Annotated in this window: 17 protein-coding genes; 8 read left to right on the forward strand and 9 right to left on the reverse strand. The window is 59.8% G+C overall.

The window, feature by feature from the left end:
* Positions 1-190 precede the first annotated feature (190 nt).
* Positions 191-976 carry a helix-turn-helix transcriptional regulator gene (locus BFQ01_RS26650; protein WP_065927591.1) on the forward strand — a complete coding sequence of 262 codons (786 nt, stop codon included), beginning with the start codon at positions 191-193 and terminating at the stop codon, positions 974-976.
* Between the two features lie 294 nt (positions 977-1270).
* Here the strand turns inward: BFQ01_RS26650 and BFQ01_RS26655 are convergent, their stop codons facing one another.
* The 4 genes from BFQ01_RS26655 to BFQ01_RS26670 are packed head-to-tail and all read right to left on the reverse strand — an operon-like array spanning position 1271 to position 5044.
* Positions 1271-2350, reverse strand: a complete 1080-nt coding sequence (locus BFQ01_RS26655; RefSeq protein WP_065927592.1) for a polyamine ABC transporter substrate-binding protein — start codon at positions 2348-2350, stop codon at positions 1271-1273.
* A 60-nt stretch (positions 2351-2410) separates the two neighbouring features.
* On the reverse strand, positions 2411-2752 hold the full coding sequence (locus BFQ01_RS26660) for a cupin domain-containing protein (RefSeq protein WP_065927593.1): 342 nt from the start codon (positions 2750-2752) through the stop codon (positions 2411-2413).
* A gap of 27 nt (positions 2753-2779) precedes the next feature.
* Entirely contained in the window at positions 2780-4186 is a 1407-nt protein-coding gene (locus BFQ01_RS26665) for an NAD(P)/FAD-dependent oxidoreductase (RefSeq protein ID WP_065927594.1), read from the reverse strand.
* A gap of 48 nt (positions 4187-4234) precedes the next feature.
* The gene (locus BFQ01_RS26670) at positions 4235-5044 is read right to left on the reverse strand and encodes a helix-turn-helix transcriptional regulator (RefSeq protein ID WP_065927595.1); all 810 of its coding nucleotides are present in this window, start codon (positions 5042-5044) and stop codon (positions 4235-4237) included.
* 257 nt (positions 5045-5301) lie between these two features.
* Between BFQ01_RS26670 and BFQ01_RS26675 the strand changes: the two genes are divergently transcribed.
* Positions 5302-5574: a DUF1652 domain-containing protein gene (locus BFQ01_RS26675; RefSeq protein ID WP_027605770.1), complete on the forward strand. Its 273-nt coding sequence runs from the start codon at positions 5302-5304 to the stop codon at positions 5572-5574.
* Positions 5575-5655: 81 nt separating this feature from the next.
* Here BFQ01_RS26675 and BFQ01_RS26680 read toward each other — a convergent pair whose 3' ends face one another.
* Positions 5656-8103 carry a UvrD-helicase domain-containing protein gene (locus BFQ01_RS26680; protein WP_065927596.1) on the reverse strand — a complete coding sequence of 816 codons (2448 nt, stop codon included), beginning with the start codon at positions 8101-8103 and terminating at the stop codon, positions 5656-5658.
* Positions 8104-8322: 219 nt separating this feature from the next.
* Between BFQ01_RS26680 and BFQ01_RS26685 the strand changes: the two genes are divergently transcribed.
* A complete protein-coding gene (locus BFQ01_RS26685; RefSeq protein ID WP_065927597.1) occupies positions 8323-9018 on the forward strand; it encodes a pirin family protein in 696 nt (231 codons plus the stop codon).
* Between the two features lie 230 nt (positions 9019-9248).
* Here the strand turns inward: BFQ01_RS26685 and pgm are convergent, their stop codons facing one another.
* The 4 genes from pgm to BFQ01_RS26705 all read right to left on the reverse strand — a co-directional run bounded on the left by pgm (position 9249) and on the right by BFQ01_RS26705 (position 15539).
* Positions 9249-10892 (reverse strand): phosphoglucomutase (alpha-D-glucose-1,6-bisphosphate-dependent), encoded by a 1644-nt coding sequence (gene pgm / locus BFQ01_RS26690; protein WP_065927598.1) that lies wholly within the window; start codon positions 10890-10892, stop codon positions 9249-9251.
* Positions 10893-10989: 97 nt separating this feature from the next.
* Positions 10990-12396: an aminotransferase-like domain-containing protein gene (locus tag BFQ01_RS26695; RefSeq protein ID WP_065927599.1), complete on the reverse strand. Its 1407-nt coding sequence runs from the start codon at positions 12394-12396 to the stop codon at positions 10990-10992.
* On the reverse strand, positions 12393-13811 hold the full coding sequence (locus tag BFQ01_RS26700) for a hypothetical protein (RefSeq protein WP_065927600.1): 1419 nt from the start codon (positions 13809-13811) through the stop codon (positions 12393-12395). The genes BFQ01_RS26695 and BFQ01_RS26700 overlap by 4 nt, the downstream gene beginning before the upstream one ends.
* 705 nt (positions 13812-14516) lie before the next feature.
* Positions 14517-15539 (reverse strand): zinc-dependent alcohol dehydrogenase family protein, encoded by a 1023-nt coding sequence (locus BFQ01_RS26705; RefSeq protein ID WP_065927601.1) that lies wholly within the window; start codon positions 15537-15539, stop codon positions 14517-14519.
* 268 nt (positions 15540-15807) lie between these two features.
* On the opposite strand from BFQ01_RS26705, the gene BFQ01_RS26710 reads away from it, so the two are divergent.
* The 5 genes from BFQ01_RS26710 to BFQ01_RS26730 all read left to right on the forward strand — a co-directional run bounded on the left by BFQ01_RS26710 (position 15808) and on the right by BFQ01_RS26730 (position 20778).
* Positions 15808-16722 carry a LysR substrate-binding domain-containing protein gene (locus tag BFQ01_RS26710; protein ID WP_065927602.1) on the forward strand — a complete coding sequence of 305 codons (915 nt, stop codon included), beginning with the start codon at positions 15808-15810 and terminating at the stop codon, positions 16720-16722.
* A 153-nt stretch (positions 16723-16875) separates the two neighbouring features.
* Positions 16876-18144 (forward strand): tyrosine-type recombinase/integrase, encoded by a 1269-nt coding sequence (locus tag BFQ01_RS26715; RefSeq protein ID WP_065927603.1) that lies wholly within the window; start codon positions 16876-16878, stop codon positions 18142-18144.
* A 407-nt stretch (positions 18145-18551) separates the two neighbouring features.
* Entirely contained in the window at positions 18552-18869 is a 318-nt protein-coding gene (locus BFQ01_RS26720) for an IS66-like element accessory protein TnpA (RefSeq protein WP_065927604.1), read from the forward strand.
* The gene (gene tnpB / locus BFQ01_RS33085) at positions 18866-19201 is read left to right on the forward strand and encodes an IS66 family insertion sequence element accessory protein TnpB (protein WP_065927605.1); all 336 of its coding nucleotides are present in this window, start codon (positions 18866-18868) and stop codon (positions 19199-19201) included. Before BFQ01_RS26720 ends, tnpB begins: the two co-directional genes overlap by 4 nt.
* A gap of 50 nt (positions 19202-19251) precedes the next feature.
* Entirely contained in the window at positions 19252-20778 is a 1527-nt protein-coding gene (locus tag BFQ01_RS26730; protein WP_065927606.1) for an IS66 family transposase, read from the forward strand.
* The last annotated feature ends 116 nt before the right edge of the window (positions 20779-20894 follow it).

The following is a 20894-nucleotide window of genomic DNA, read 5'->3' on the forward strand; positions in this document are numbered from 1 at the left end:
TCTGTCGTTGTTCTTGGTGTGAGGCAGAAACGAAAGGTCTGAAAGTGGCGGGATATGTTTCCCGCTGAATGATGCCAAAGGTAACCGTGGGGTTTATGCCAGCCAATTCCCCTATTGGCGTACTCCCCTTGACGGCACCCGGCAAAAGCCGAACCCTTGGGGCGATCTTTTGTTGGCGGGAGCTTGCTACATGAGCCTGTTTCGTGAAGTCGGCATGCACGCCGGCCTGGGCCGCACTGTTGCGCACATCGGCACCGAGCGTTTCTGGAAACAGCTGGTGCTGTTGTTGCACCAATGCGTACCCTTCGATAACGCGCTGGCGATCTTCTATCCCGTGGATGGTGCGCCCCAGGCACTGGAAGAGTACGACGCCCAGCCGAGCAGCAAGCCGGCGTCGATGCTGGTGTACCTCAATGGCCTGTATTTGCTCGATCCGTTTTTCCAGGCGTGTCGCGAGGGGTATGCCAGCGGCGTGTACCGGCTTGAGGAAGTGGCGCCGGACCATTTTCGCCAGAGCGAGTATTTCCTCAGCTACTTCCACGACAACGTGCTGGAAGACGAGGTGCAATTGATCCTGCAGTTGCCGGGCGCGGGGACGTTGTCGCTGTCACTGGGCATGCAGCGGCGATTCAGCGTTGAGGAGACCGGGTTGCTGACGACGCTGGCCGCCTGGGTGCTGCCGTTGATGCAGCAGCACTGGCAACAAAGCACCCGGCGCGCGCCGGCCATGGACAGCCAGATCCGGGATGCACTGAGCCAATTCGGTTGCGGTGTGCTCTCGGACCGCGAACTGGAAATCGCCCGCCTGGTACTGCGCGGATTCTCGTCCAAGGCCATGGCCGAGCGCCTGCATATCTCGCCGGACACGGTAAAGGTGCACCGCCGGCATCTGTACGCGAAGCTGGACATCTCGTCACAGCCGGAACTGTTTTCGTTGTTTATCCAGTCGTTGGGGCATGACCTGGAAAACCCGTGAAGCCCAGGGTGTACTCAAACCAAGTGTGGGAGGTCCCACAATCTCTTCGACCTAGCGCTGTCACGCAGAAAACTGGGACCCCTGTGGTGAGCGGGCTTGTACCGCGTCGGGCTGCGCAGCAGCCCCAAAACCAGGCGCAGAGGAATACCTGATACACCGCATTCGCCTTCATCAGGGGCGCTTCGCACCCCAGCGCGGGACAAGCCCGCTCACCACAAGAATGCGGTCGCCTGAAATTGTTTATGCAAGACTCAGATTAATGGGGGGCTCGCCCTCCCCCCACATCAGACTTCTTCAGCGGCCCATTCGAATGGTGTTCCACACCCGCGTGCGAATCCGGTCGATGTTCAGCGGCATCGCCTCCAGCGCGAATAACTTGCCCATCATTTCGTCGCTGGGGTAGATCTTGGTGTCCGCCTTGATCTCAGGGTCTACCAGGCTATCCGCTGCACGGTTGCCGTTGGCGTAGTGCACGGAGTTGGTGATGTCCGCCATCACCTGGGGCTCCAGCAGGTAGTTCATGAACGCGTAGCCGGCCTTTTCATCGGGGGCATCGGCGGGCATGGCCACCATGTCGAACCAGATGGCGGCGCCTTCCTTGGGAATCTGATAGCCGATCTTCACCCCATTCTTGGCCTCCTTGGCGCGGCTTTCGGCTTGCAGTACGTCGCCGGAGAAACCGACCGCCACGCAGATGTCGCCATTGGCCAGGTCGCCGGTGTATTTCGAGGAGTGGAAGTACGCCACATAGGGGCGCACTTTCATCAGCAGCGCCTCGGCCTTTTTGTAGTCTTCGGGTTTTTTACTGTGGGACGGCAGCCCCAGGTAGTTGAGGGCGATGGGCAGCAATTCCGGGCCGTTGTCGAGGATCGCTACCCCGCACTTGCTGAGCTTTTCCATGTACTCGGGCTTGAAGATCAGGTCCCAGGAATCCACCGGTGCGTTTTCCCCCAGTACCGCCTTGACCTTGTCGATGTTATAGCCGATGCCGGTACTGCCCCACAGGTACGGGAAGCCATGGGCATTACCCGGGTCGTTGTTTTCCAGGGCCTTGAGCAGTACGGGGTTGAGGTTTTTCCAGTTGGGCAACTGACTCTTGTCGAGCTTCTTCAGGGCGCCGCCCTGGATCTGCCGTGCCATGAAGTGGTTGGACGGAAACACCACGTCGTAGCCGGAGTTACCCGTCATCAGCTTGCCGTCGAGGGTTTCGTTACTGTCATACACGTCGTAGCTGAAACCGATGCCGGTTTGTTTCTGGAAATTCTTCGTGGTGTCCGGCGCGATATAGCTGGACCAGTTGTAGATCTTCACCGTCTCAGCGGCTTGGCTGATAGCGGCCACCCACATCAAGGGCAACAGGGCAATGGCTTTCATGGTTCGATTTCCTGGCGATTTTAGGGCTGTTTTTATGGCAGGCGATCAAGGATCAAAGCGTTACAAAATCAGTACGTAGGTTTTGCGCACGGTTGCCTGGATGTCCCAGATACCAGTGCTGTTGGCCGGCAACATCAGTGCGTCACCGGCTTGTATGTGAACGATTTCACCGTTGTCAGGGGTGAAGGTGCAGCGACCCTGGATAAAGTGGCAGAACTCCTGGGATGTGATCTGCCGACGCCAGCGGCCCGGGGTGCATTCCCAGATACCGGTCTCGACGCCGTCGCTGCGTTCAACGCTCAAGGTCGAGGCCACGGCGATCGGCTCGCCCAGGGGCACGGCCACCGGTGATGAGTCCGGCAGTTGGGCATGCAGCGCGTCTTTGAATTGAGTGATGCTCATGGGGTTTTCTCGTGTAGGTGAAACGGCTCAATGCATGAAACCTTCCATGAACCCGGCTATGCCGATCGCCAGCTTGCGGCGCCAAGGTGCTGTGTTGGGGTTGGCCAGCACCTGGTCTTCATGGACAAAACTGCGAATGATCGCGTTGTAGCCAAGCCAGCGGCATGGCTCCGGCTCCCAGGCCTTGAGCGCGTGCAGGCCACGCTCACGGATCACCCAGGGTTGGTGGATAAGCGGTGTGTCGCGACTGAGGATCAGGTCGGCCAGGGTGCGGCCGCCCAGGTTGGTGGCACCGACGCCCTCCCCGCCGTAACCACCGGCCAGGGCGATGCCGGTCTTGTGATCGCAGAGCATGTGCGGGCGGAAACGGCGCGACATGCCGAGGTTGCCACCCCAGGAATGGGTAATCCGCACCTTTTTCAGCTGTGGGAAGAGTTCGCCGAACAGGTAGCGGCGCAGTGCCACTTCGCTGTCAGTCAAATCAAAGTTGTGGCGCAATTTGCCGGCGAACTGGTAACCACCGCGGGCGCCGAACACCAGGCGGTTATCCACCGTACGCTGGCCATAGGTGACCTGGCGGCTGCTTTCGCCAAAGGCCTGGCCATGGCTCAGGCCGATTTCATCCCAGGTGCCGGCGGGCAGCGGTTCGGTGGCAACGATCAGGCTTTGCACCGGCAACTGGTATCGGCCGAGGGGCGGCAAGGTATTCGCATAACCCTCGACAGCCGGCACCACCCAGGCAGCGCGTACACGGGCCTTGGCGGTGCGCACAGTACCGGACTGCCAGTGGGTCACCGGCGTGTTTTCATAGATCGTCACGCCCATGCTCTCCAACACCCGCGCAAGACCGCGCACCAGCTTGGCCGGGTTGATCGTGGCGACATGGGGGGCATGGATACCGCCATAGGGCTTGGCGATGCGGATCTGTTCAGCCAACTGTCGAGGGCTCAGCCAGCGATAGTCGGCTTCGGTCAGGCCTTGGGCGTAGAGCTTGTCCAGGTAAGCGCGCAGGCTGCCTTCCTGCTCGGGGTAGCGTGCGGCGCAGTACAGCGCGCCGCCCTTGCGGTAGTCGCAGTCGATGCCTTCCCTGGCCAGCACTTGGGCCACTTCGTCGGGAATGCCATGCAGCAGGTCGAAGGAGGCGCGGCGCTGTTCAGGCGCAAGGCCGGCCAGCAGGCGGTCTTCGCCCAGCAGATTGCCCATCAGCCAGCCGCCGTTACGGCCCGAGGCGCCGAAGCCAGCGGTTTGCGCCTCGATAATCGCGATCTTCAACTCAGGCGCCTGGCGTTTCAGGTAGTAGGCGGTCCACAGCCCGGTGTAACCGGCGCCGATAATGGCCACGTTGACGTCCAGGTCATGCTCAAGGGCCGGCCGCGCCGACAGCGGGTCGTCCAGTTGGTCCATCCATAAACTGATAGTGCGCCATGCCGGCATGCCAAGTTCCCCAACCACGTTTCGATGGGGGGATCCTAGAACTCCGGGTTATTCGCTGTCTTGCGCGCGTGCACGCAGGGAAATTTGTTTGACGTAGGCCTTGGGCGACTGGCCGGTGTGCTGGCGGAAGGCGCTGTAGAACGCCGACAACGAATTGAAACCGGCGGCGAAGGCCAGGTCGTCGACCTTGATCGGTGGTTGCGCGGTATCCAGTGCGGCCAGCAGGTGCTGGAGCCGAGCCTGGTTGACGTAGCGGTAGAAGCTTTGCCCCAGCACCTGGTTGAGCAGGTAGGAAATCTGATTGCGGCTGTAGCCACACTCCTTGGCGACACGCTGCAGGTCCAGTTCCGGGTCCAGATAAGGCTGCCTGCACTCGAAGTACTGCTGCAAGTCATTGGCCATATGCCCCAATTGCTGGGGTGACAGGCCCAGGCGGCTGACGCTGGGGCGCTGGGCCTGGGAGGGTTGTTCATGCACCAATGACGCGTACTCGTTGACGCGCCAGATCAACCCATCGCGGACGGTGATGGCCTCGCTGGTACGGAATGACACCAGCCCCTGACCGCCGCGCAAGGTGATGCGGTACTGGATGAATGCCGTGTCGCCATCGGCACGGATGCGGTCGGTATGTTCAATGGCTTCGTCGGCTTCGCGGGGCATGCTGGCTTGCAGGTACTCGCGCAGTTCGGCGTAACCGACCACACGGTTCTGGAAAAAGTCGTGGTACTGGATGTCCGGGTGGTAGTAGGACATCACGCCGTCAAGGTCGCGATGACGCCAGCACAGGTGGTGGCGCAACACCAGCTCACGCGTGGCGTGGGTGTTATGGCAATCATCGTCTGGCGCGATGTCGGGCATGGAAGGCTCTGAGGCGGGTAAACCTCGGAGATTGCCGAATTTTGCCACTGCCGACAATGGCCAATTGGAACTTCGCATTAGTGGCATTGTGCCCAATCGTGAGTAAGAGATGACCCACATCAAGTGAATGGCTGACAACCGCCGAACGGGGCAGAAAAAGTCACCTTGTACTTGCGAACGAATGCTATTTTTAGCTTCTACGACGCCACGACCAGTGACGGTCCTGGCCCCCTGCCGCGAGCTAAAGGAAGCGCTCAATGAACAAGGTGGGCAACATGAACAAAGTGACATTCCCCAACGCCTGCCAGCTGATGCGCTGGCATTTTCATCCGATGGGCTTCGAGGGCAGCATGGATGCGCCCGGCAGTATGGTCGCCCGCCTGTTCGACCGGGCCAGCGGCGAGACGCTGATTGCCATCGCCGGCATCCCCTGCGCCACCGTGATGAATGCTGCCGATGTGGAGCGGATTATCGAGGCGGTGGAGGATGAGTTGGAATCGTTTGTGCCGCCGTTGTCGCTGAGGGCCTGATTCCGGTCCAGCCAGCAGAAAGAAGCTCAACTGTGGGAGGGGGCAAGCCTCCTCCCACGTTGGAATCGCATTTGTCCCCTACTAATGGCGCTGATCGTCGAAAAACGCTTTCCTGCCGTCGACCCGCTCCGAGGCTTTGGGCACATTCACCGCCTGGCCCTCGGTTTTTTCCACATACCAGTAGCAATGGCTCACGGCCCGGGTAATCCCGACGTAGGCCAGGCGCAGCACTTCGTCCTTTTGCGCAGTGTCGTAGGGTTCGCTGTCCCCGTCCTTGCCCAGGCCCGCCATGCGGTAGACCTGGTTCTTGTAGGGCGAGCTGGTCACATGCTGGCAATCACCGAGCAGGAACACCGCATCCGCCTGCAGGCCCTTGGCGCTGTGGTACGTCAGCTGCTTCAACCTGCGCGTCGCTGCGGGCAAGCTAGAATCAACATTAACAATCGAATGAATATGCTCTTGAATCAGTAACTTATCGCTACTTTTTCGATACAGCATTAATATCGAATCGCCCCGTTGATAATGCTCCAGCAGTTGCCGCCCCAACGCCGCATCGTCCCGCTCCAATACCGTGACCGGCACCAAGGCTTTTGGCGTGCCGCTGGCCTTGGCCTTTTTCCCCGGGATGGCCGGTGCGGCGCGCACGATATGTTCGGCGGCGTCGATGATGTGCTGATGGCTGCGGTAGTTCTCGCCGAGCATGACGCGGGTAGTGCTCGGCGCCGGGAATTGCTGGTTGAATTCCATGAAGTACTTGGGCGAACTGCCGCGCCAGCCGTAGATCGACTGCCAGTCATCGCCCACGCACAGCAAGGACGAACGTTGCGCACCACGGCCCACATGCATCGCCGGCCCACGACTGCGGATTTCCCGCAGGCTCGCGCGTATCCACGAAACGATCTGGGGCGATACGTCCTGGAATTCGTCGATCATCAGGTGCGACATTGGCCGCAGCAGCGGATCGCTGAGGAGCTTGAGATTTTCCGGGGTGTTCTCGCCGAACAGCGAGAACATGCGGTTATAGGTCATGATCGGCGGTGATTGGTCGAGAAGGTGGTCTTCCAAGGCTTTCCAGAAGATGCTCAGAGCTTCGAAGAAGAAGCGGTCCGGGTCGTCCTTGGCGAAGCTCATCTGGCCGACGGCAGTCGGCACGTCCAGCCCCAGGTTCTCGATAAAGCCGGCGGCCATCACGAAACTGTCCAGCAGCGGCGCCGACGCCAGCTCACCCTTGACCTTGTAATCAAAGCCGGGACCCGCGCTGGCATCCCCGGCGAGGCTGCTTAAAAGACGCTTTGATGCATCATAACTATCCATCCATATCAATGGCTTACGACAGAAAGCTTGAAACAAGGTGCGCTTTACCGCCCACTCTGCACGGACCGACAGCTTCGAATTCGGCCGGCTGACCTGGGGGTTTTCCCTGGCGTCGAAGCCCAGCACTACCCACGCATCCAGCGCCGGGATATAGCCGTGGCAATGGAACTGCGCGCCATTGATTTCGAAGCGCTGGCGACTGGGCTCAATCCCCTTGATCGGCCAGGCGCCGGCACGAAACCACAGGTCCTCGATCACATCGCAGAGTTCTTCATCGCGCTTGGCCGCCAGTTCGGTCACCGCTATGCGCTTTTGTACATCCGGATGATCGCGCTCCAGTTCGCGCAGTTGCAGGCCCTGGCGTGCCAGTGGCGCAATCAGTTCACGAAACCGTGCATGTCGCCCCTGCAACTGGTGGTAGCAGGCATTCATCTGCTGGCGCTGGGCGTCGCTGATGCGCAAGTCGAACGGGTTGCTGTCAGCGTCTTCGAAACCGGCACTGAGGTTTTCAAACGCCTGCAGGCGTTCAAAACCCGGCAGGCTGCGGACCATCGGCAGGATGCGCGAGTGAAAGGTGCGTACCACCGCCTGGGCTTCTTTCATATCAATGGGTTGGCCCCACAGGGTGAGAATGTCCATGAGCTTGTTGATGAAGTCTTTGCGCGACTCGCGGGTGAAGGTCACCACGGTCATCGAGCTCAATTCGAACCCCAGGTAATGGGTGAGCAGCAAAATACGCAGCACCAGCGAGGTGGATTTACCCGCGCCGGCCCCGGCGATCACCGAGGTTGACGGCGTATCGCTGAAGATCATCTTCCATTGCGCCGCGCTCGGCTGGGCATGGGCCGGCAGCAACCGGGCCACATCAGCCTTGATGCGTTTCTTCACGTCGGCGGTCAAGGGTAGCCGCCAATCGTCGAACAGGCTGTCATCGACGCCGGGCGCGCGGTGCTCATCGGGACGGAAGTCGCGGATCAACAGGACTTGTCGGCCTTCCTCGAGGCCATCGGCCTTGCCCTCGCGATAGCCATACTCCACGCCGGCCTCGTGACCACTGCGAAAACCATCGGCCTGCCCGTGCAACCAGGAAAACCGATGCTGTGCGCGCAAACGTGTCAGGCCATGGCCAAACAGGCGTGCGGCAAGGCGTTTGAGCAGCGGCATTTCCGCCAATGGGCGCAGTTCGGGGGGCAGATCAGGCTTGTGTTGCGGCACGCGGACTCCTGCGATGAGCTGGGTTTTGACAAGGGCACCATGGTCGCCGGAATCGGCGCTCAGTTCCAGCCAATTGCTTTACCGTCATGCAGTTAGGCGATGAAGTGAAAGTCAAAACGCCAGCAATCAATCTAATTAACCAATAGGAATCAGGCATTTTTTACGCTTTTTTTCGATCATGGGCTCACGGATCATAGGCGCCATCAACAGGAGACGATCATGCTTGAACTTCGACCTTTCAACGCCCTGGGCGGCGCCCACCATGGCTGGCTTGACGCCCATCACCACTTTTCATTTGCCGAATACCACGACCCCGAGCGTATGCATTGGGGCAACCTGCGGGTCTGGAACGACGATATCATCGCCCCCGGCACCGGCTTCCCGCAGCACGCCCATCGCGACATGGAGATCATTACCTATGTGCGTGAAGGCGCCATCAGCCACGCCGACAACCTGGGCAACAAGGGCCGCACCGAGGCCGGTGATGTGCAGGTGATGAGCGCAGGCACGGGGATCGCCCACAGCGAGTACAACCTGGAAGCCACGCCGACCAAGATCTTCCAGATCTGGATCATCCCGAACGAGGCCGGCCTGCCACCCTCCTGGGGCGCCAAGCCGTTTCCGAAAGGTGATCGCGAAGGGTTTGTGACCCTGGCCAGTGGCAAGGCCGGTGACAGCGAGAGCCTGCGCATCCGCGCGGATGCACGCCTGGTAGCGGCGAACCTGAAAGCCGGGGAAAGCGCGGAATACCGCTTGGACATTGGGCGTCGGGCTTATCTGGTACCGGCGACCGGCGTGATTGAGGTCAACGGCTTGCGTGCGCACGCTCGAGACGGTGTAGCGGTTGAGAATGAGCAGGTGTTGCGGGTGACGGCGGTTGAAGGCAGTGAGATCGTGTTGGTCGATCTGGCCTGATCCAACGCTTTGACCCAATAAACTATGGGAGAGGCTTGCCCTAATGCCAGTCAGTTAAGCGTACATCGCCTCCTGTAGGAGCGAGCTTGCTCGCGAAAAACGTCAACGATAACGCGTGCTTCCTGAATGAAAGCGGCGCCTGTGAGTTTTTCGCGAGCAAGCTCGCTCCTACAAAAAGCCTTAACTGACTGGCATTAAAGCTTGCCCCCTCCCATATTGGTTTTGCGGGGTTATTCCGAGATAGCGCCGTCTACCAGCACCTGCGCCTCTTCCACCAGCTGCTTGAGGTGGTCCTCGCCAATGAAGCTCTCGGCGTAGATCTTATAGATGTCCTCGGTACCCGACGGCCGCGCGGCGAACCAGCCGTTTTCGGTCATCACCTTCAACCCGCCGATCGCCTGGTTATTGCCTGGCGCATGGCTGAGGATCTGCTGGATGCTTTCGCCTGCAAGCTCGGTGGAAGTCACCTGTTGCGGCGACAGCTTGCCCAGCAAGGCTTTTTGCGCCGGGGTGGCCTTGGCGTCGACACGAATGGCGAACGGCTCGCCCAAGGCATCGGTGAGACCACGGTAGATCTGGCTCGGGTCCTGGCCTTTGCGCGAGGTCATTTCCGCCGCCAGCAAGGCCGGGATCAGGCCGTCCTTGTCGGTGCTCCACACCGTGCCATCCTTGCGCAGGAACGACGCCCCGGCGCTTTCTTCGCCGCCAAAGCCCAATGAACCCTCGAACAGGCCATCGGCAAACCACTTGAAGCCCACAGGCACTTCATAGAGACGACGACCGATGCGCGCGGCCACGCGATCGATCAGGCCGCTGCTGACCACGGTCTTGCCCACGGCCGCATCGGCGCGCCAGTCTGGACGGTTCTGGAACAGGTAGTCGATGGACACCGCCAGGTAGTTGTTCGGCGCCAACAGGCCGCCGGACGGGGTCACGATGCCATGACGGTCGTGGTCCGGGTCGCAGGCGAAGGCCACGTCGAAGCGTTCCTTGAGACCGATCAGGCCTTGCATGGCGTAGCTGGAGGACGGGTCCATGCGGATCTGGCCGTCCCAGTCGACGCTCATGAAGCGGAACGTGGCGTCGACTTCAGTGTTCACCACCTCCAGGTTCAGTCGATAGTGCTCGGCAATCGCCGACCAGTAGCGCACCCCTGCTCCGCCCAGCGGGTCCACGCCCAGGCGCAGGCCGGCGCTGCGGATGGCGTCCATGTCGATCACGTTGATCAGGTCGGCCACGTAGCTGTTGAGGTAGTCATGGCGATGGGTGGTGTCGGCCTTGAGCGCCTGGGCATGGGTGATGCGCTTGACCCCCGCCAGTTTATTGGCCAGCAGCTCGTTGGCCTTGGCTTCGATCCACTTGGTGACGTGGGTATCGGCCGGGCCGCCGTTGGGCGGGTTGTACTTGTAGCCACCACTTTGCGGCGGGTTGTGGGACGGCGTGATAACGATGCCGTCGGCCAGGCCGCTGGTACGGCCACGGTTGTAGCAGATGATGGCGTGGGAAATTGCCGGGGTTGGCGTGTATTCATCGCCTTCGGCGAGCATCACGTGCACACCATTGGCGGCCAACACTTCCAGCGCGCTTGCACCGGCCGGGGTCGACAGTGCATGGGTATCCAGGCCAACGAACAGCGGGCCGTTGATGCCTTGGGCTTCGCGATACAGGCAGATGGCCTGGCTGATGGCAAGCACATGCCATTCGTTGAAGCTCAGTTCGAACGAGCTGCCACGGTGCCCGGAGGTACCAAAGGCTACGCGCTGGGTAGAGATCGCTGCATCAGGCTGGCCGGTGTAATAGGCCGTGACCAGTCGCGGGATATCCACCAGCAACTGGGCCGGCGCCGGCTTGCCCGCAAAAGGACTGATTGTCATGCATAAACCTCGGATAGAAGGATTCGGAAAAAATGCCAGTTTACTGAGAGTTGGACTGCTGCGCGATGGTATCGATCCTACATCGTTAAGAGAAATTTCACCCAGTCTGCGCCTGGCGCAACGCGTCGCTCAATGCTTCCAGGGCAATATCCAGATTGGGCTGCCCGTGGAAGGTGTGACTCACGCGCAGGTGCTGCTGGTGCAAGCCACTGACACTGAACAGCTCCCCGGGGGCGATCACCACTTGCCGTGCCAGCAGGCGCTGAAATGCCTGGCGCATGTCTACGGCACGGGTGGAGGCCAGCCAGAACGCGGCACCGGCGGCCGGCATCCGATAAGTCACCTGGTCGCCCAAGTGCTGTTCCAGACGCTGGCTCATGTGCGCCGCCTGCTCGCTCAAGCGTTGGCGCAGCGTGTGCAGGTGCTGGTCAATCCGCCCGCTTTGGTACAAACGGGCAATCGCGCGCTGACGGATCGACGATAAACGGAATGAGCGCAGCAGGAACTGACGCTGCAACTCATTGCTCATGCGCCGGCACAGCAGGTAGCCGTAGGGGGCTTCCGAGCCGAGCACTTTCTCGAACGAAGAAAACACGATCAGCCGCTCAGGGTTCACCCGTTCACGCAATGCGGTGTGGGGGGCTTCAAAACCCAGCTCGCCAAAGGTGTCGTTTTCAAGCAACCAACAACCGGACTGCTCCAGCAGGTGTGCCACGTCGAGACGCTCGTCGATTGACATGGCCACCCCGCTGGGCAGGCTGACGGAAGACGAGAGCAACACCAGATGCACAGGCTCATCACGCAACAGCTTCCCCAGCACAGTTCGATCCAGGCGGCCCTCCAGCGTCCAGGGCAACTCGATGATGCGCACCCCGGCGTCCTGCAACAGGCGCAGGATCAACCAGTCGCAGGGCGACTCGACAATCACGGTGGTGCCCCGCAGGCCCAGCACTTCGATCAGGATGTCCAACACGCCGCGCAGGTCGGCGCCGATGTACACGTCGTCGGCATGCCAGCAGCGCGTGGGCGACGAGGTATAGCGCGCGGCCAGGGCTGCGCGTAATTCCCATACACCGCAGGGCTGGGACCAGGGCTGCAAATGCGACGGGTACTGGCGCACCAGTTCCCGCTCGAGCCGCAGCAGTGTTTCATCCAGGGAGCCCAGCAATGCCGGCTCGTCACCACTGAGTACCAGCATGCCGGGGCGCCGGGCCGCCGCGTAGAGGCGATCAAGCAGGCCCCCGCCGGCCCACGCCAGCGGGTTTGCCGACATCGGCCAGGCGTAATAGCCGGATTTGGCCACCGAATACACCCTGCCCTCCTTCTCCAGCAGCGCATAGGCGTACTGGATCGTCGAAATGGACACGTTCAGGCGTCCGGCCAACTGCCGTAACGACGGCAGTTTTACCCGGGTGTCGGTACTGACCTCGTTGATCAGGCTGATCATGTAGCGATAGACCGCCTGATACGCGAAATCCGCCTGACGCTCGCCGCGCAGCGTCATCGCCCGAACAATGGCACGGCCTGCGCGGCGCCCTGGGCCGCAGCGGCGCGACACATGCCGTTTTCTCTGGCCAGCGGCCGTTTGCGGTACAGGTGCTGCAACAAGGGCATCGGCAAACCGCTGGTGTCCGTTACCCACTGCTGCAGCATTTCGGCGGAACCGTTGCCCTGGAGGACTTTGTGCAACTCAGGCAACGCCACCAGCATGCCCGGGTGACATTGGCGCAGATAACCTTCCAGTCGCTCTCCGTGATGAACAAAGGGTGAAAACAGCAGGCAGGTCAGTTGGGTCTCATCCAAGCCGAAGAACTCCTGGGCGTAGGTACTCCAGAGCATGCGCCCTTCGCGGGTCCCGGCCTGAACGAGCAAGTCGTCGGGCATGCGCAGACGGCGCATGTACGCGGCGGCCTGCTGGACAAAACCTTCGACGCCTTCCTCATAATCCAGCGCACGCAGGCATTCGGCCTGCAACCCACGTAGATGAGCCATCAGCAACGGATTGGAATAGGCCGGATGGCTGAAGTGAAAGCCCAGTGGATCGGGAGCGTAGGCCATGAACTCGGTCAGCAGGGAGGTCGACGCGATGTCGACATCTTCCAGCAGGTCGGCGATGCCGATGTAGGCCAAGTGACGATGCCCCGCCGTGCTGGGGTTATCACTGGCCACGTAATGCTCACCGAACACATCCTGGAAATAACCGGTGCTCCACTCGTCCATGTGGGCGAACAACGCGTTGAGCGACAGCGGATGGCCCTTGGGAACATGGACGCCTGCGCCCTGGGCGGTTTTCTTGAGCCAGGCGAGAAACTGACTCTGCCTACGCGGGGAGTCACCACTGACCAGCGCATGGACGCCGCCATTGCACGTGGTGACACGCTGGTAAAAATCACCGACGGCCAGGTAAGTGTCGTTGCACAGGGTGGCGCGGCAGTCCCCGGCACTCACATGGCCCACCATCAACATATTGCGCTGGCTGATCTTTCGCCCGATCGCTGAGACCGGACGCTGGTGATTGAAGGGTTGTACCTCCTGGTTTTCCACCATCAACAACTCGACACGCGGGTCATCGTGGAGAAACAGCCGGCCGTAGCCGCGATTCAGGGTATCGAGCTGCCCCTCGGTCATGCCCGCGTGCCGTAGCGTCGCGACCCTCAGTTGAAAGGTACGTGGCGCGCGACCGGCAATGGTCAGTTGAGCCGCTCGGAGCAGCGCCAGGGTATAGCTGCTGACTTCACCGCCACCGTGGGCCACCAGTACCTTGAAATCCCCCACCTGCTCCATCCCGCCTGCCGCGACAATGATTCGCTGGACCAGTAACTGGAGAGCGGTACGTCCCGCGCGAGTGAAGTGCCCGATCAGACGTTGCAGAACTTGCTGGTAAACATGATTCATAGCCTGTTCGTGAATAGTGCTCATAGTTCTACTACCCGAGTTGAAATATCAGTTTCAAGCAACTGCTGACAGTGTTTGCTTGACCTATTTTGCGTGTAGGAAAATCGCGCCTCGCATTGTGCGCCGATGATTAGACACTAGCACCACGCAACAAAACGACAGGGATTGCCGGGAAGCATTTTTTACCCGTACAAGCGCATAACCTAATGAAAATATTGGTAAAAATTTCTAAAAGGTTAGCCTTAGGAGGCTTCCGACAAGGTCCTACGCGTTTTTAACCAGCCTTTTAAAGAAGTGTCCGACAATAGGCTCAAACAACTTTTCCATTTGCATGGCCGGTACGCTTTATGAAAGTACCTGTCTTGCTGAGTACACCTGTGGGCCGCGTCGATAGTTCGAGCAACTATCAGCAGCCGAGTCATGGATTCAATCATTGCTCAGTCCTTGAGATGAAAGTGAAGGCGCAATTATCAGTGTTGGAATAATGATTAATAGATACAGAAGCGGGCCGAAAACCAGTTCAGATGAACAACCGATGTCGCGTAAAAGGTGCACATGCAACGACGCCGCACTGGGATTCAGGGCGGCGTCAGGGAGAGAGGGCCGGATTTGTGGGCTGAAAGTACCAGGTCGGCAGCTTCTGGAGCGGGCGGGTTAAGCCCTGTCAAATGGCGCATTTGCCCCATTCACTCAGGCGTCGGAGTACTCATTTACGAATACTCCTACAGCTCAAACAGCCGCAACCTGCAAAGCAACCCGCTCGCGGCACGGGCATTCATCCATGTAACGGTGGGCTTCGACAAACTGATTGAACGGAAACACCGTGGTTTTCAGGGGCACGAGCACACGATCGGCGGTCAGTTGGTTGATGTCACGCAACGCACGCTGCAACGCCACCTGATCCTGGATGATGCCCAGCTCCGGCTTGCCGGTGAAGTTGCCGATACAGTGCACGAAGAACTGAATGTTCTTCTGGAACGCCGCGCACGCCGGGAACGGTGTCTGGTTACCGCCCTGCAAGCCATACAGCACCAGGCTGCCACGGGGCGCCAGCACATCACCGAGCAACGACATCTGCGGGCCACCCAAGCCATCGAACACCACGTCGACACCGCGGTTGTCGGTGAACTTGTTGATTTGCATCAGCAGGTCCTGTTCCTCGGTGACAATGACTTTTTCTGCGCCCAGAGAAAGCAGGTACTCGCGCTCAGCGCTGTCCTTGGTGGCGGCAATCACCCGCACACCCAGGGCCTTGCCCAGTTGCACAAACGAAGGGCCGGCACAGTGGCTGGCGTCGGTCACCAGGGCAAACTGCCCGGGTTTGACCCGTGCCAGGTCCACATACGCAAAGTAGGCGACCAGCAGCGGCGTGTAGTGCACGCTGGCTTCGATGGGGCTCAAGACGTCCGGATAGCGGGTCAGGGCCGAACGGGGCAGGACGATCTGCTCGCCATACACCGGGTAATCATTGGGGCTCTCGGCCGGAAAACTGGCCACCTTATCGCCCACTGCCAAGTCATCCACGCCCTCGCCCAAGGCTACGACCACCCCGGCCATCTCATGGCCAAGGCCGGATGGAAGGCGTGCGTGGGAAGACGCCAGGTTCTGGCGCCACAAAATGTCATACCAGCTGATGCCAATCGCCTCGACACGGACCTGCACTTCGCCCGGTGCGGGCTGCGCGGCTGCATGCTCTTCGCACTTGAGCACCTCGGCCGGACCAAACTTGTGAAAACGGATCGTGCGGGACATCGCAAACCTCGTCAAAGTAACCTCTATTGCCATGAACTCTATCTGGGCTTTCCGGCTAAGACCACCGGTCGCCGTTAATAGTCGACATGTCTGTCATTGATTCCGCATCTGAGGAATAGACCTCAAGTATCGTAGGAAAACTCAATTAGCCGGTGCAGAGTACCAGCCTTTCCCCGTAAGATTCATACCGGTCACGCGTCTGAATGGACCTTCAGGGCTCTTATATGGCCGCTCTCGTCAAGTAAAGCTGACTCTTCCAGGACACAAGATGAACCGTAACGACCTGCGTCGTGTCGACCTTAACCTCTTGATCGTATTCGAAACCTTGATGCATGAGCGCAGTGTGACCCGCGCTGCCGAGAAATTGTTCCTTGGCCAGCCGGCCATCAGCGCAGCGTTATCGCGCTTGCGCGGGCTGTTCGATGACCCGTTGTTCGTACGCACCGGGCGCACCATGGAACCCTCGGCCCGCGCCGTGGAAATCTTCGCCCTGCTCTCCCCGGCCCTGGACTCGATTTCCACCGCCGTCAGCCGCGCCGCCGAGTTCGACCCGGCCACCAGCACCGCGGTGTTCCGCATCGGCCTGTCCGACGACGTCGAATTCGCCCTGCTGCCCCAACTGCTCAAACGTCTGCGCGCCGAAGCCCCCGGCATCGTACTGGTGGTGCGCCGCGTCAACTACATCCTGATGCCCGGCCTGCTCGCCTCCGGCGAAATTTCCATCGGCGTCAGCTACACCGCCGACCTGCCGGCCAACGCCAAGCGCAAAGTACTGCGCCGCAGCCTGCCGAAACTGCTGCGCGCCGACAGCGTGCCGGGCGCCCTGAGCCTCGACGACTTCTGCGCCCGCCCCCACGCCCTGGTGTCGTTCGCCGGCGACTTGAGCGGGTTTATCGATGAAGAGTTGGAAAAGCTCGACCGCAAGCGCCATGTGGTGCTCGCAGTACCGCAGTTCAACGGCCTGGGGACGTTGCTGGCAGGCACCGACATTGTTGCCATCGTGCCGGACTACGCGGCCGAAGCACTGACGGCCGCGGGAGGCTTGCGTGCAGAAGAACCGCCATTGCCGGTGCGCACGTTCGAATTGCACATGGCGTGGCGTGGGTCGCAGGACAATGATCCGGGGGAGCGGTGGTTGAGGTCGCGGATTCAGATGTTCTTTGGGGACCCCGATAGCCTGTAATGGAATTCCGCTAAATTCCATAAAATCGTTTAATAACAGCACCTTAATGACATAATTAGTCTATATCCGTCTGTCTAAATCCACTGGATTCCAGAGCTCGTGGGGGCATAATTGGGGGCAAATTTCGGTTCCTTAAAAAGGATGCCCCCACCGATGTCCCCAGATAATGCGGTTGTTTTCAAACGAAAACTGAGCGATGCGTTGATCCGCTCGCTGACCGAACCCGGCAAACACGCTGACGGCGAAGTTCCTGGTCTCTACTTGGAGGTGAGGGCGTCTAGCAAGGTCGGCAAATCCCCTTCCAAGTTCTGGCGCTTGAAGTATCGGCTGCATGGCAAGGAAAACCGCTTCTCCATCGGCGCTTACCCTGACATTGGTCTCAAGGAGGCACGCGACATTGCCCGCAGCGCACGCCGCGACGTGGCAAACCACACCGCGCCGCTCAAGGCCAAGACCGCCAAAATCGAGGCGCAGCTCCTCAACGAGGAGCGCACATTTGAGTACGTAGCCAAACAATGGTTGGCATTCAAGTCAGCCGAACTGGTGACCAAATCCATCTCGGGGTTTAGCGGAGCGCTGAACAACCACATCTTTCCCGCGATTGGTAAAAAACCGGTCAGCGAGATCAAGCTGGAGCACATCACCACGATTATTACGTCGTTGCGCCGTCAGCGCACCATGGCCATGGCCCGGCGCGTGCGTACTATCATCCGTGCCGTCCTGGGCTTTGCCGAGGGGCGCGGATGGGTGGAACGTAATGTGGCGCTTAGCAACATTGAGGAGTTGAAGATCCGCCATGTCGTGACCAGCAACCCGGCAATCGAAAGGCCAGCCGACCTGGGCAGGTTTCTTATACGCCTTGATGACTGCAACGACGGCAGCGTTGCCGCCGCAATGCGTCTGCTGGTCATGTTGCCGGTCCGCCCAGGCGAACTGGTGCGGATGCGCTGGGAAGACGTCGACTTGGTGGGCGCCGATTGGCGCTATGTGATGAGCAAGACCAAGCATCTGGATAAGAGCAAGCACATCGTGCCGTTGCCTGAGCAAGCCTTGGTTCAGTTACGCGAGCTACATAAAACCCGCGTGGTGGATGAAGAAGGCAAAGGCTGGGTGTTCGTCTCGCCGGTCTATCCGGGACGTCCTATAAACCCGACCTCCATGCTCAAGTCCTTTCAGCGTATCTGGCCGGAGTACGACATCACAGCCCACGGCTTTCGCGCCACCTACCGGACCATTGCCCATGAGCATTTGGGTATAGATCCTATCGTGCTTGAACTGTCTTTATCCCACCGAATGCCAGGTGCGTTGGGGGCTGTGTATGCCCGCGCGCAATTACTAGCGCAACGCCGGGAGGCGGCTCAACAATGGGCGAACTACTTAGACCAGTTGCGGCAAAACGCTGCGCACGTGACCTCAGATTGAGGATGCAGCGCAAGGAATTAGGAGATGGAGTGGGAAACGAGGCATGCATCAATTCCTATCGTCTGACTAAGGAGACTTCAATGTGGAGGAATCAAATGCTACAGCGCGTGCAGGCAAAGCTATTTATTGAGTTTTATATTGCGCTAATCCTATGGAACGTACGCCTTCCCCTGTGCCTCCACATTTTCCAGCCCGAGGGCTTGATCGATCGCGCTCGGTGCGCGCATGCACGGCCGGCACGCTTGAGGTCGTCTTGTGAGGTGGCGGATGTCACCGGACCGGTGATCGTGAGATTGCCTTCGCGCAACGTAAGCGGATGGCGAACACACCTACCGAACTCCAGTATTTAGGGCGATGGTGTCCGCGTATTTAAAGCGGACGCGATCACCCTTATCGCCAGGATTTCCATGCGCCAACGCAGCTCTTACCCCAAACTATTCAAAGCCCAGGTCGTCCAGGAATGCCTGCAACCTGGAGCGACGATTTCCAGCGTAGCCATCCATTACGGCATCAACGCCAACGTGATCCGCAAGTGGCTACCGATTTACCGGGATCAATCACCCGCAACTCTGCCGGCCTTCATCCCCGTACAAGCTGCACCCAAGCGCGCAACAGAAGAGACGGTGATCATCTCACTGGCTCTGGGCGATAAATCCGTCACCGTAAAATGGCCAGCCTCAGATCCGGACGGCTGCGCGTGTTTTATTCGTGGCCTGGCCCAATGATTCGTATCGACTCCATCTGGCTCGCCACCCAGCCCATGGACATGCGGGCCGGCACTGACACTGCACTGGCCCGGGTGGTTGCCGTGTTCGGTGCGGCTAAGCCGCACTGCGCCTACCTCTTTGCCAACCGCCGGGCCAACCGCATGAAGGTGCAGGTGCATGACGGCGTTGGTATTTGGCTAGCGGCGCGACGCTTGAATCAGGGCAAGTTTCATTGGCCGGGCATCCATCGTGGCGCGGAGGTCGAACTCGACCCCGAACAACTCCAGGCGCTGGTACTTGGATTGCCTTGGCAGCGAGTAGGTGCAGGCGGCGCAATTACATTGCTCTAATACCTGGCTTTTAGCTGTGACCGGAGGACTGCTTTGGTAAAATCCACGGCATGACTTCCTTGCCCGATCTCGACCAAATGCCCCCTGAACAACTGCGCGCGCTGGCTGCGCAGTTGATGTCCAAGGTCGACACCATGGGCAGAAAGATCCATCGTGATGAGACGATCATAGAGCAGCTCACTCACGAAATCGCCATTCTCAAGCGGCACAAGTTCGCTAAGCGCAGTGAGCAGATCAGCCCGGCGCAAGGCAGCTTTCTCGATGACCTGCTCAATACCGACCTCGAAGCCATTGAGGCCGAGTTAAAAGCACTTCATCCCGCATCCGCGCAGGCAGAGCCACGCCAGCAACCCAAGCGTGCGCCGTTGCCACCGCAGTTCCCACGCACTGTGATCCATCACGAGCCGGACAACACTCAGTGCGCGTGCGGCTGCCAGCTTCAGCGCATCGGTGAAGACGTCAGCGAGAAACTGGATTACACGCCGGGCGTGTTCACGGTTGAGCAGCACGTTCGTGGGAAATGGGCCTGTCGGCAGTGCGAAACACTGATCCAGGCCCCGGTGCCGCCGCAGGTGATCGACAAGGGCATCCCCACTGCCGGGCTGCTGGCGCATGTGATGGTGGCGAAGTTCGTCGACCACCTGCCGCTCTATCGACAGGAAAAGATCTTCGGCCGTGCGGGCCTGGCCATCCCGCGCTCGACACTGGCGCAGTGGGTGGGGCAAACCGGCGTGCAGCTTCAGCCGCTGGTCGATGCGCTGCGCGAAGCAGTGCTGGCCCAGCGCGTAGTCCACGCCGATGAAACACCGGTACAAATGCTGGCTCCAGGAGAGAAGAAAACCCACCGCGCTTACGTCTGGGCCTACAGCAGCACGCCATTCTCGGCACTCAAGGCCGTGGTCTACGACTTCAGCCCCAGCCGTGCCGGCGAACATGCGCGTAACTTCCTGGGCACGTGGAACGGCAAGCTGGTCTGTGACGACTTCGCCGGCTTCAAGGCAAGCTTCGAGCTGGGCATCACCGAAATCGGCTGCATGGCCCACGCGCGCCGCAAGTTCTTCGACCTGCACGTCGCGAATAAAAGCCAGTTGGCGGAGCAGGCGCTTCACTCGATTGGCGGGCTGTACGAAGTCGAGCGACACACCAAGGAAATGAGCGACGAAGACCGTTGGCGATTACGCCAGGAAACGGCGGTGCCCATAGCTGAAAAACTGCATGAGTGGATGCTGGCCCAACGCGAACTTGTGCCCGAGGGCTCAGCTACGGCCAAGGCCCTGGATTACAGCCTTAAACGCTGGGTAGCACTGACGCGCTACCTGGAAGATGGTGCTGTGCCTATCGACAACAACCAGATCGAGAACTTGATCCGGCCGTGGGTACTTGGGCGCTCGAACTGGCTGTTCGCCGGGTCGCTTCGCAGCGGCAAGCGGGCAGCTGCGATCATGAGTTTGATCCAGTCGGCGCGCATAAATGGGCATGATCCGTATGCCTATCTCAAAGATGTGCTGACGCGGCTGCCGACGCAGCGGGCGAGTGAGATTACAGCGTTGCTTCCGCATAGGTGGGCGCCCGTTTAACTACGCAACGCGTGTTCGGCGGATGCTTACATTGTTCCTAAGGTTATGCGTAACAAATCTTATACCAACGTTAACCGCTCCCATATTCTCGCCCCAGAGAAACATCATCGGTTACT

The sequence above is a fragment of the Pseudomonas sp. 8 R 14 genome, assembly GCF_900005955.1.
Taxonomy (GTDB): domain Bacteria; phylum Pseudomonadota; class Gammaproteobacteria; order Pseudomonadales; family Pseudomonadaceae; genus Aquipseudomonas; species Aquipseudomonas marginalis.

Excerpts from the sequence above, each read along its gene's own strand:
- BFQ01_RS26730 (WP_065927606.1), top strand. The coding sequence starts at position 19,252 with ATGACTTCCTTGCCCGATCTCGACCAAATGCCCCCTGAACAACTGCGC.
- BFQ01_RS26675 (WP_027605770.1), top strand. The coding sequence starts at position 5,302 with ATGAACAAGGTGGGCAACATGAACAAAGTGACATTCCCCAACGCCTGC.
- BFQ01_RS26720 (WP_065927604.1), top strand. The coding sequence starts at position 18,552 with ATGCGCCAACGCAGCTCTTACCCCAAACTATTCAAAGCCCAGGTCGTC.
- BFQ01_RS26715 (WP_065927603.1), top strand. The coding sequence starts at position 16,876 with ATGTCCCCAGATAATGCGGTTGTTTTCAAACGAAAACTGAGCGATGCG.
- BFQ01_RS26705 (WP_065927601.1), bottom strand. The coding sequence starts at position 15,539 with ATGTCCCGCACGATCCGTTTTCACAAGTTTGGTCCGGCCGAGGTGCTC.
- tnpB (WP_065927605.1), top strand. The coding sequence starts at position 18,866 with ATGATTCGTATCGACTCCATCTGGCTCGCCACCCAGCCCATGGACATG.
- BFQ01_RS26700 (WP_065927600.1), bottom strand. The coding sequence starts at position 13,811 with ATGAGCACTATTCACGAACAGGCTATGAATCATGTTTACCAGCAAGTT.
- BFQ01_RS26710 (WP_065927602.1), top strand. The coding sequence starts at position 15,808 with ATGAACCGTAACGACCTGCGTCGTGTCGACCTTAACCTCTTGATCGTA.
- BFQ01_RS26695 (WP_065927599.1), bottom strand. The coding sequence starts at position 12,396 with ATGACGCTGCGCGGCGAGCGTCAGGCGGATTTCGCGTATCAGGCGGTC.
- BFQ01_RS26650 (WP_065927591.1), top strand. The coding sequence starts at position 191 with ATGAGCCTGTTTCGTGAAGTCGGCATGCACGCCGGCCTGGGCCGCACT.
- pgm (WP_065927598.1), bottom strand. The coding sequence starts at position 10,892 with ATGACAATCAGTCCTTTTGCGGGCAAGCCGGCGCCGGCCCAGTTGCTG.
- BFQ01_RS26685 (WP_065927597.1), top strand. The coding sequence starts at position 8,323 with ATGCTTGAACTTCGACCTTTCAACGCCCTGGGCGGCGCCCACCATGGC.
- BFQ01_RS26670 (WP_065927595.1), bottom strand. The coding sequence starts at position 5,044 with ATGCCCGACATCGCGCCAGACGATGATTGCCATAACACCCACGCCACG.
- BFQ01_RS26655 (WP_065927592.1), bottom strand. The coding sequence starts at position 2,350 with ATGAAAGCCATTGCCCTGTTGCCCTTGATGTGGGTGGCCGCTATCAGC.
- BFQ01_RS26660 (WP_065927593.1), bottom strand. The coding sequence starts at position 2,752 with ATGAGCATCACTCAATTCAAAGACGCGCTGCATGCCCAACTGCCGGAC.
- BFQ01_RS26665 (WP_065927594.1), bottom strand. The coding sequence starts at position 4,186 with ATGCCGGCATGGCGCACTATCAGTTTATGGATGGACCAACTGGACGAC.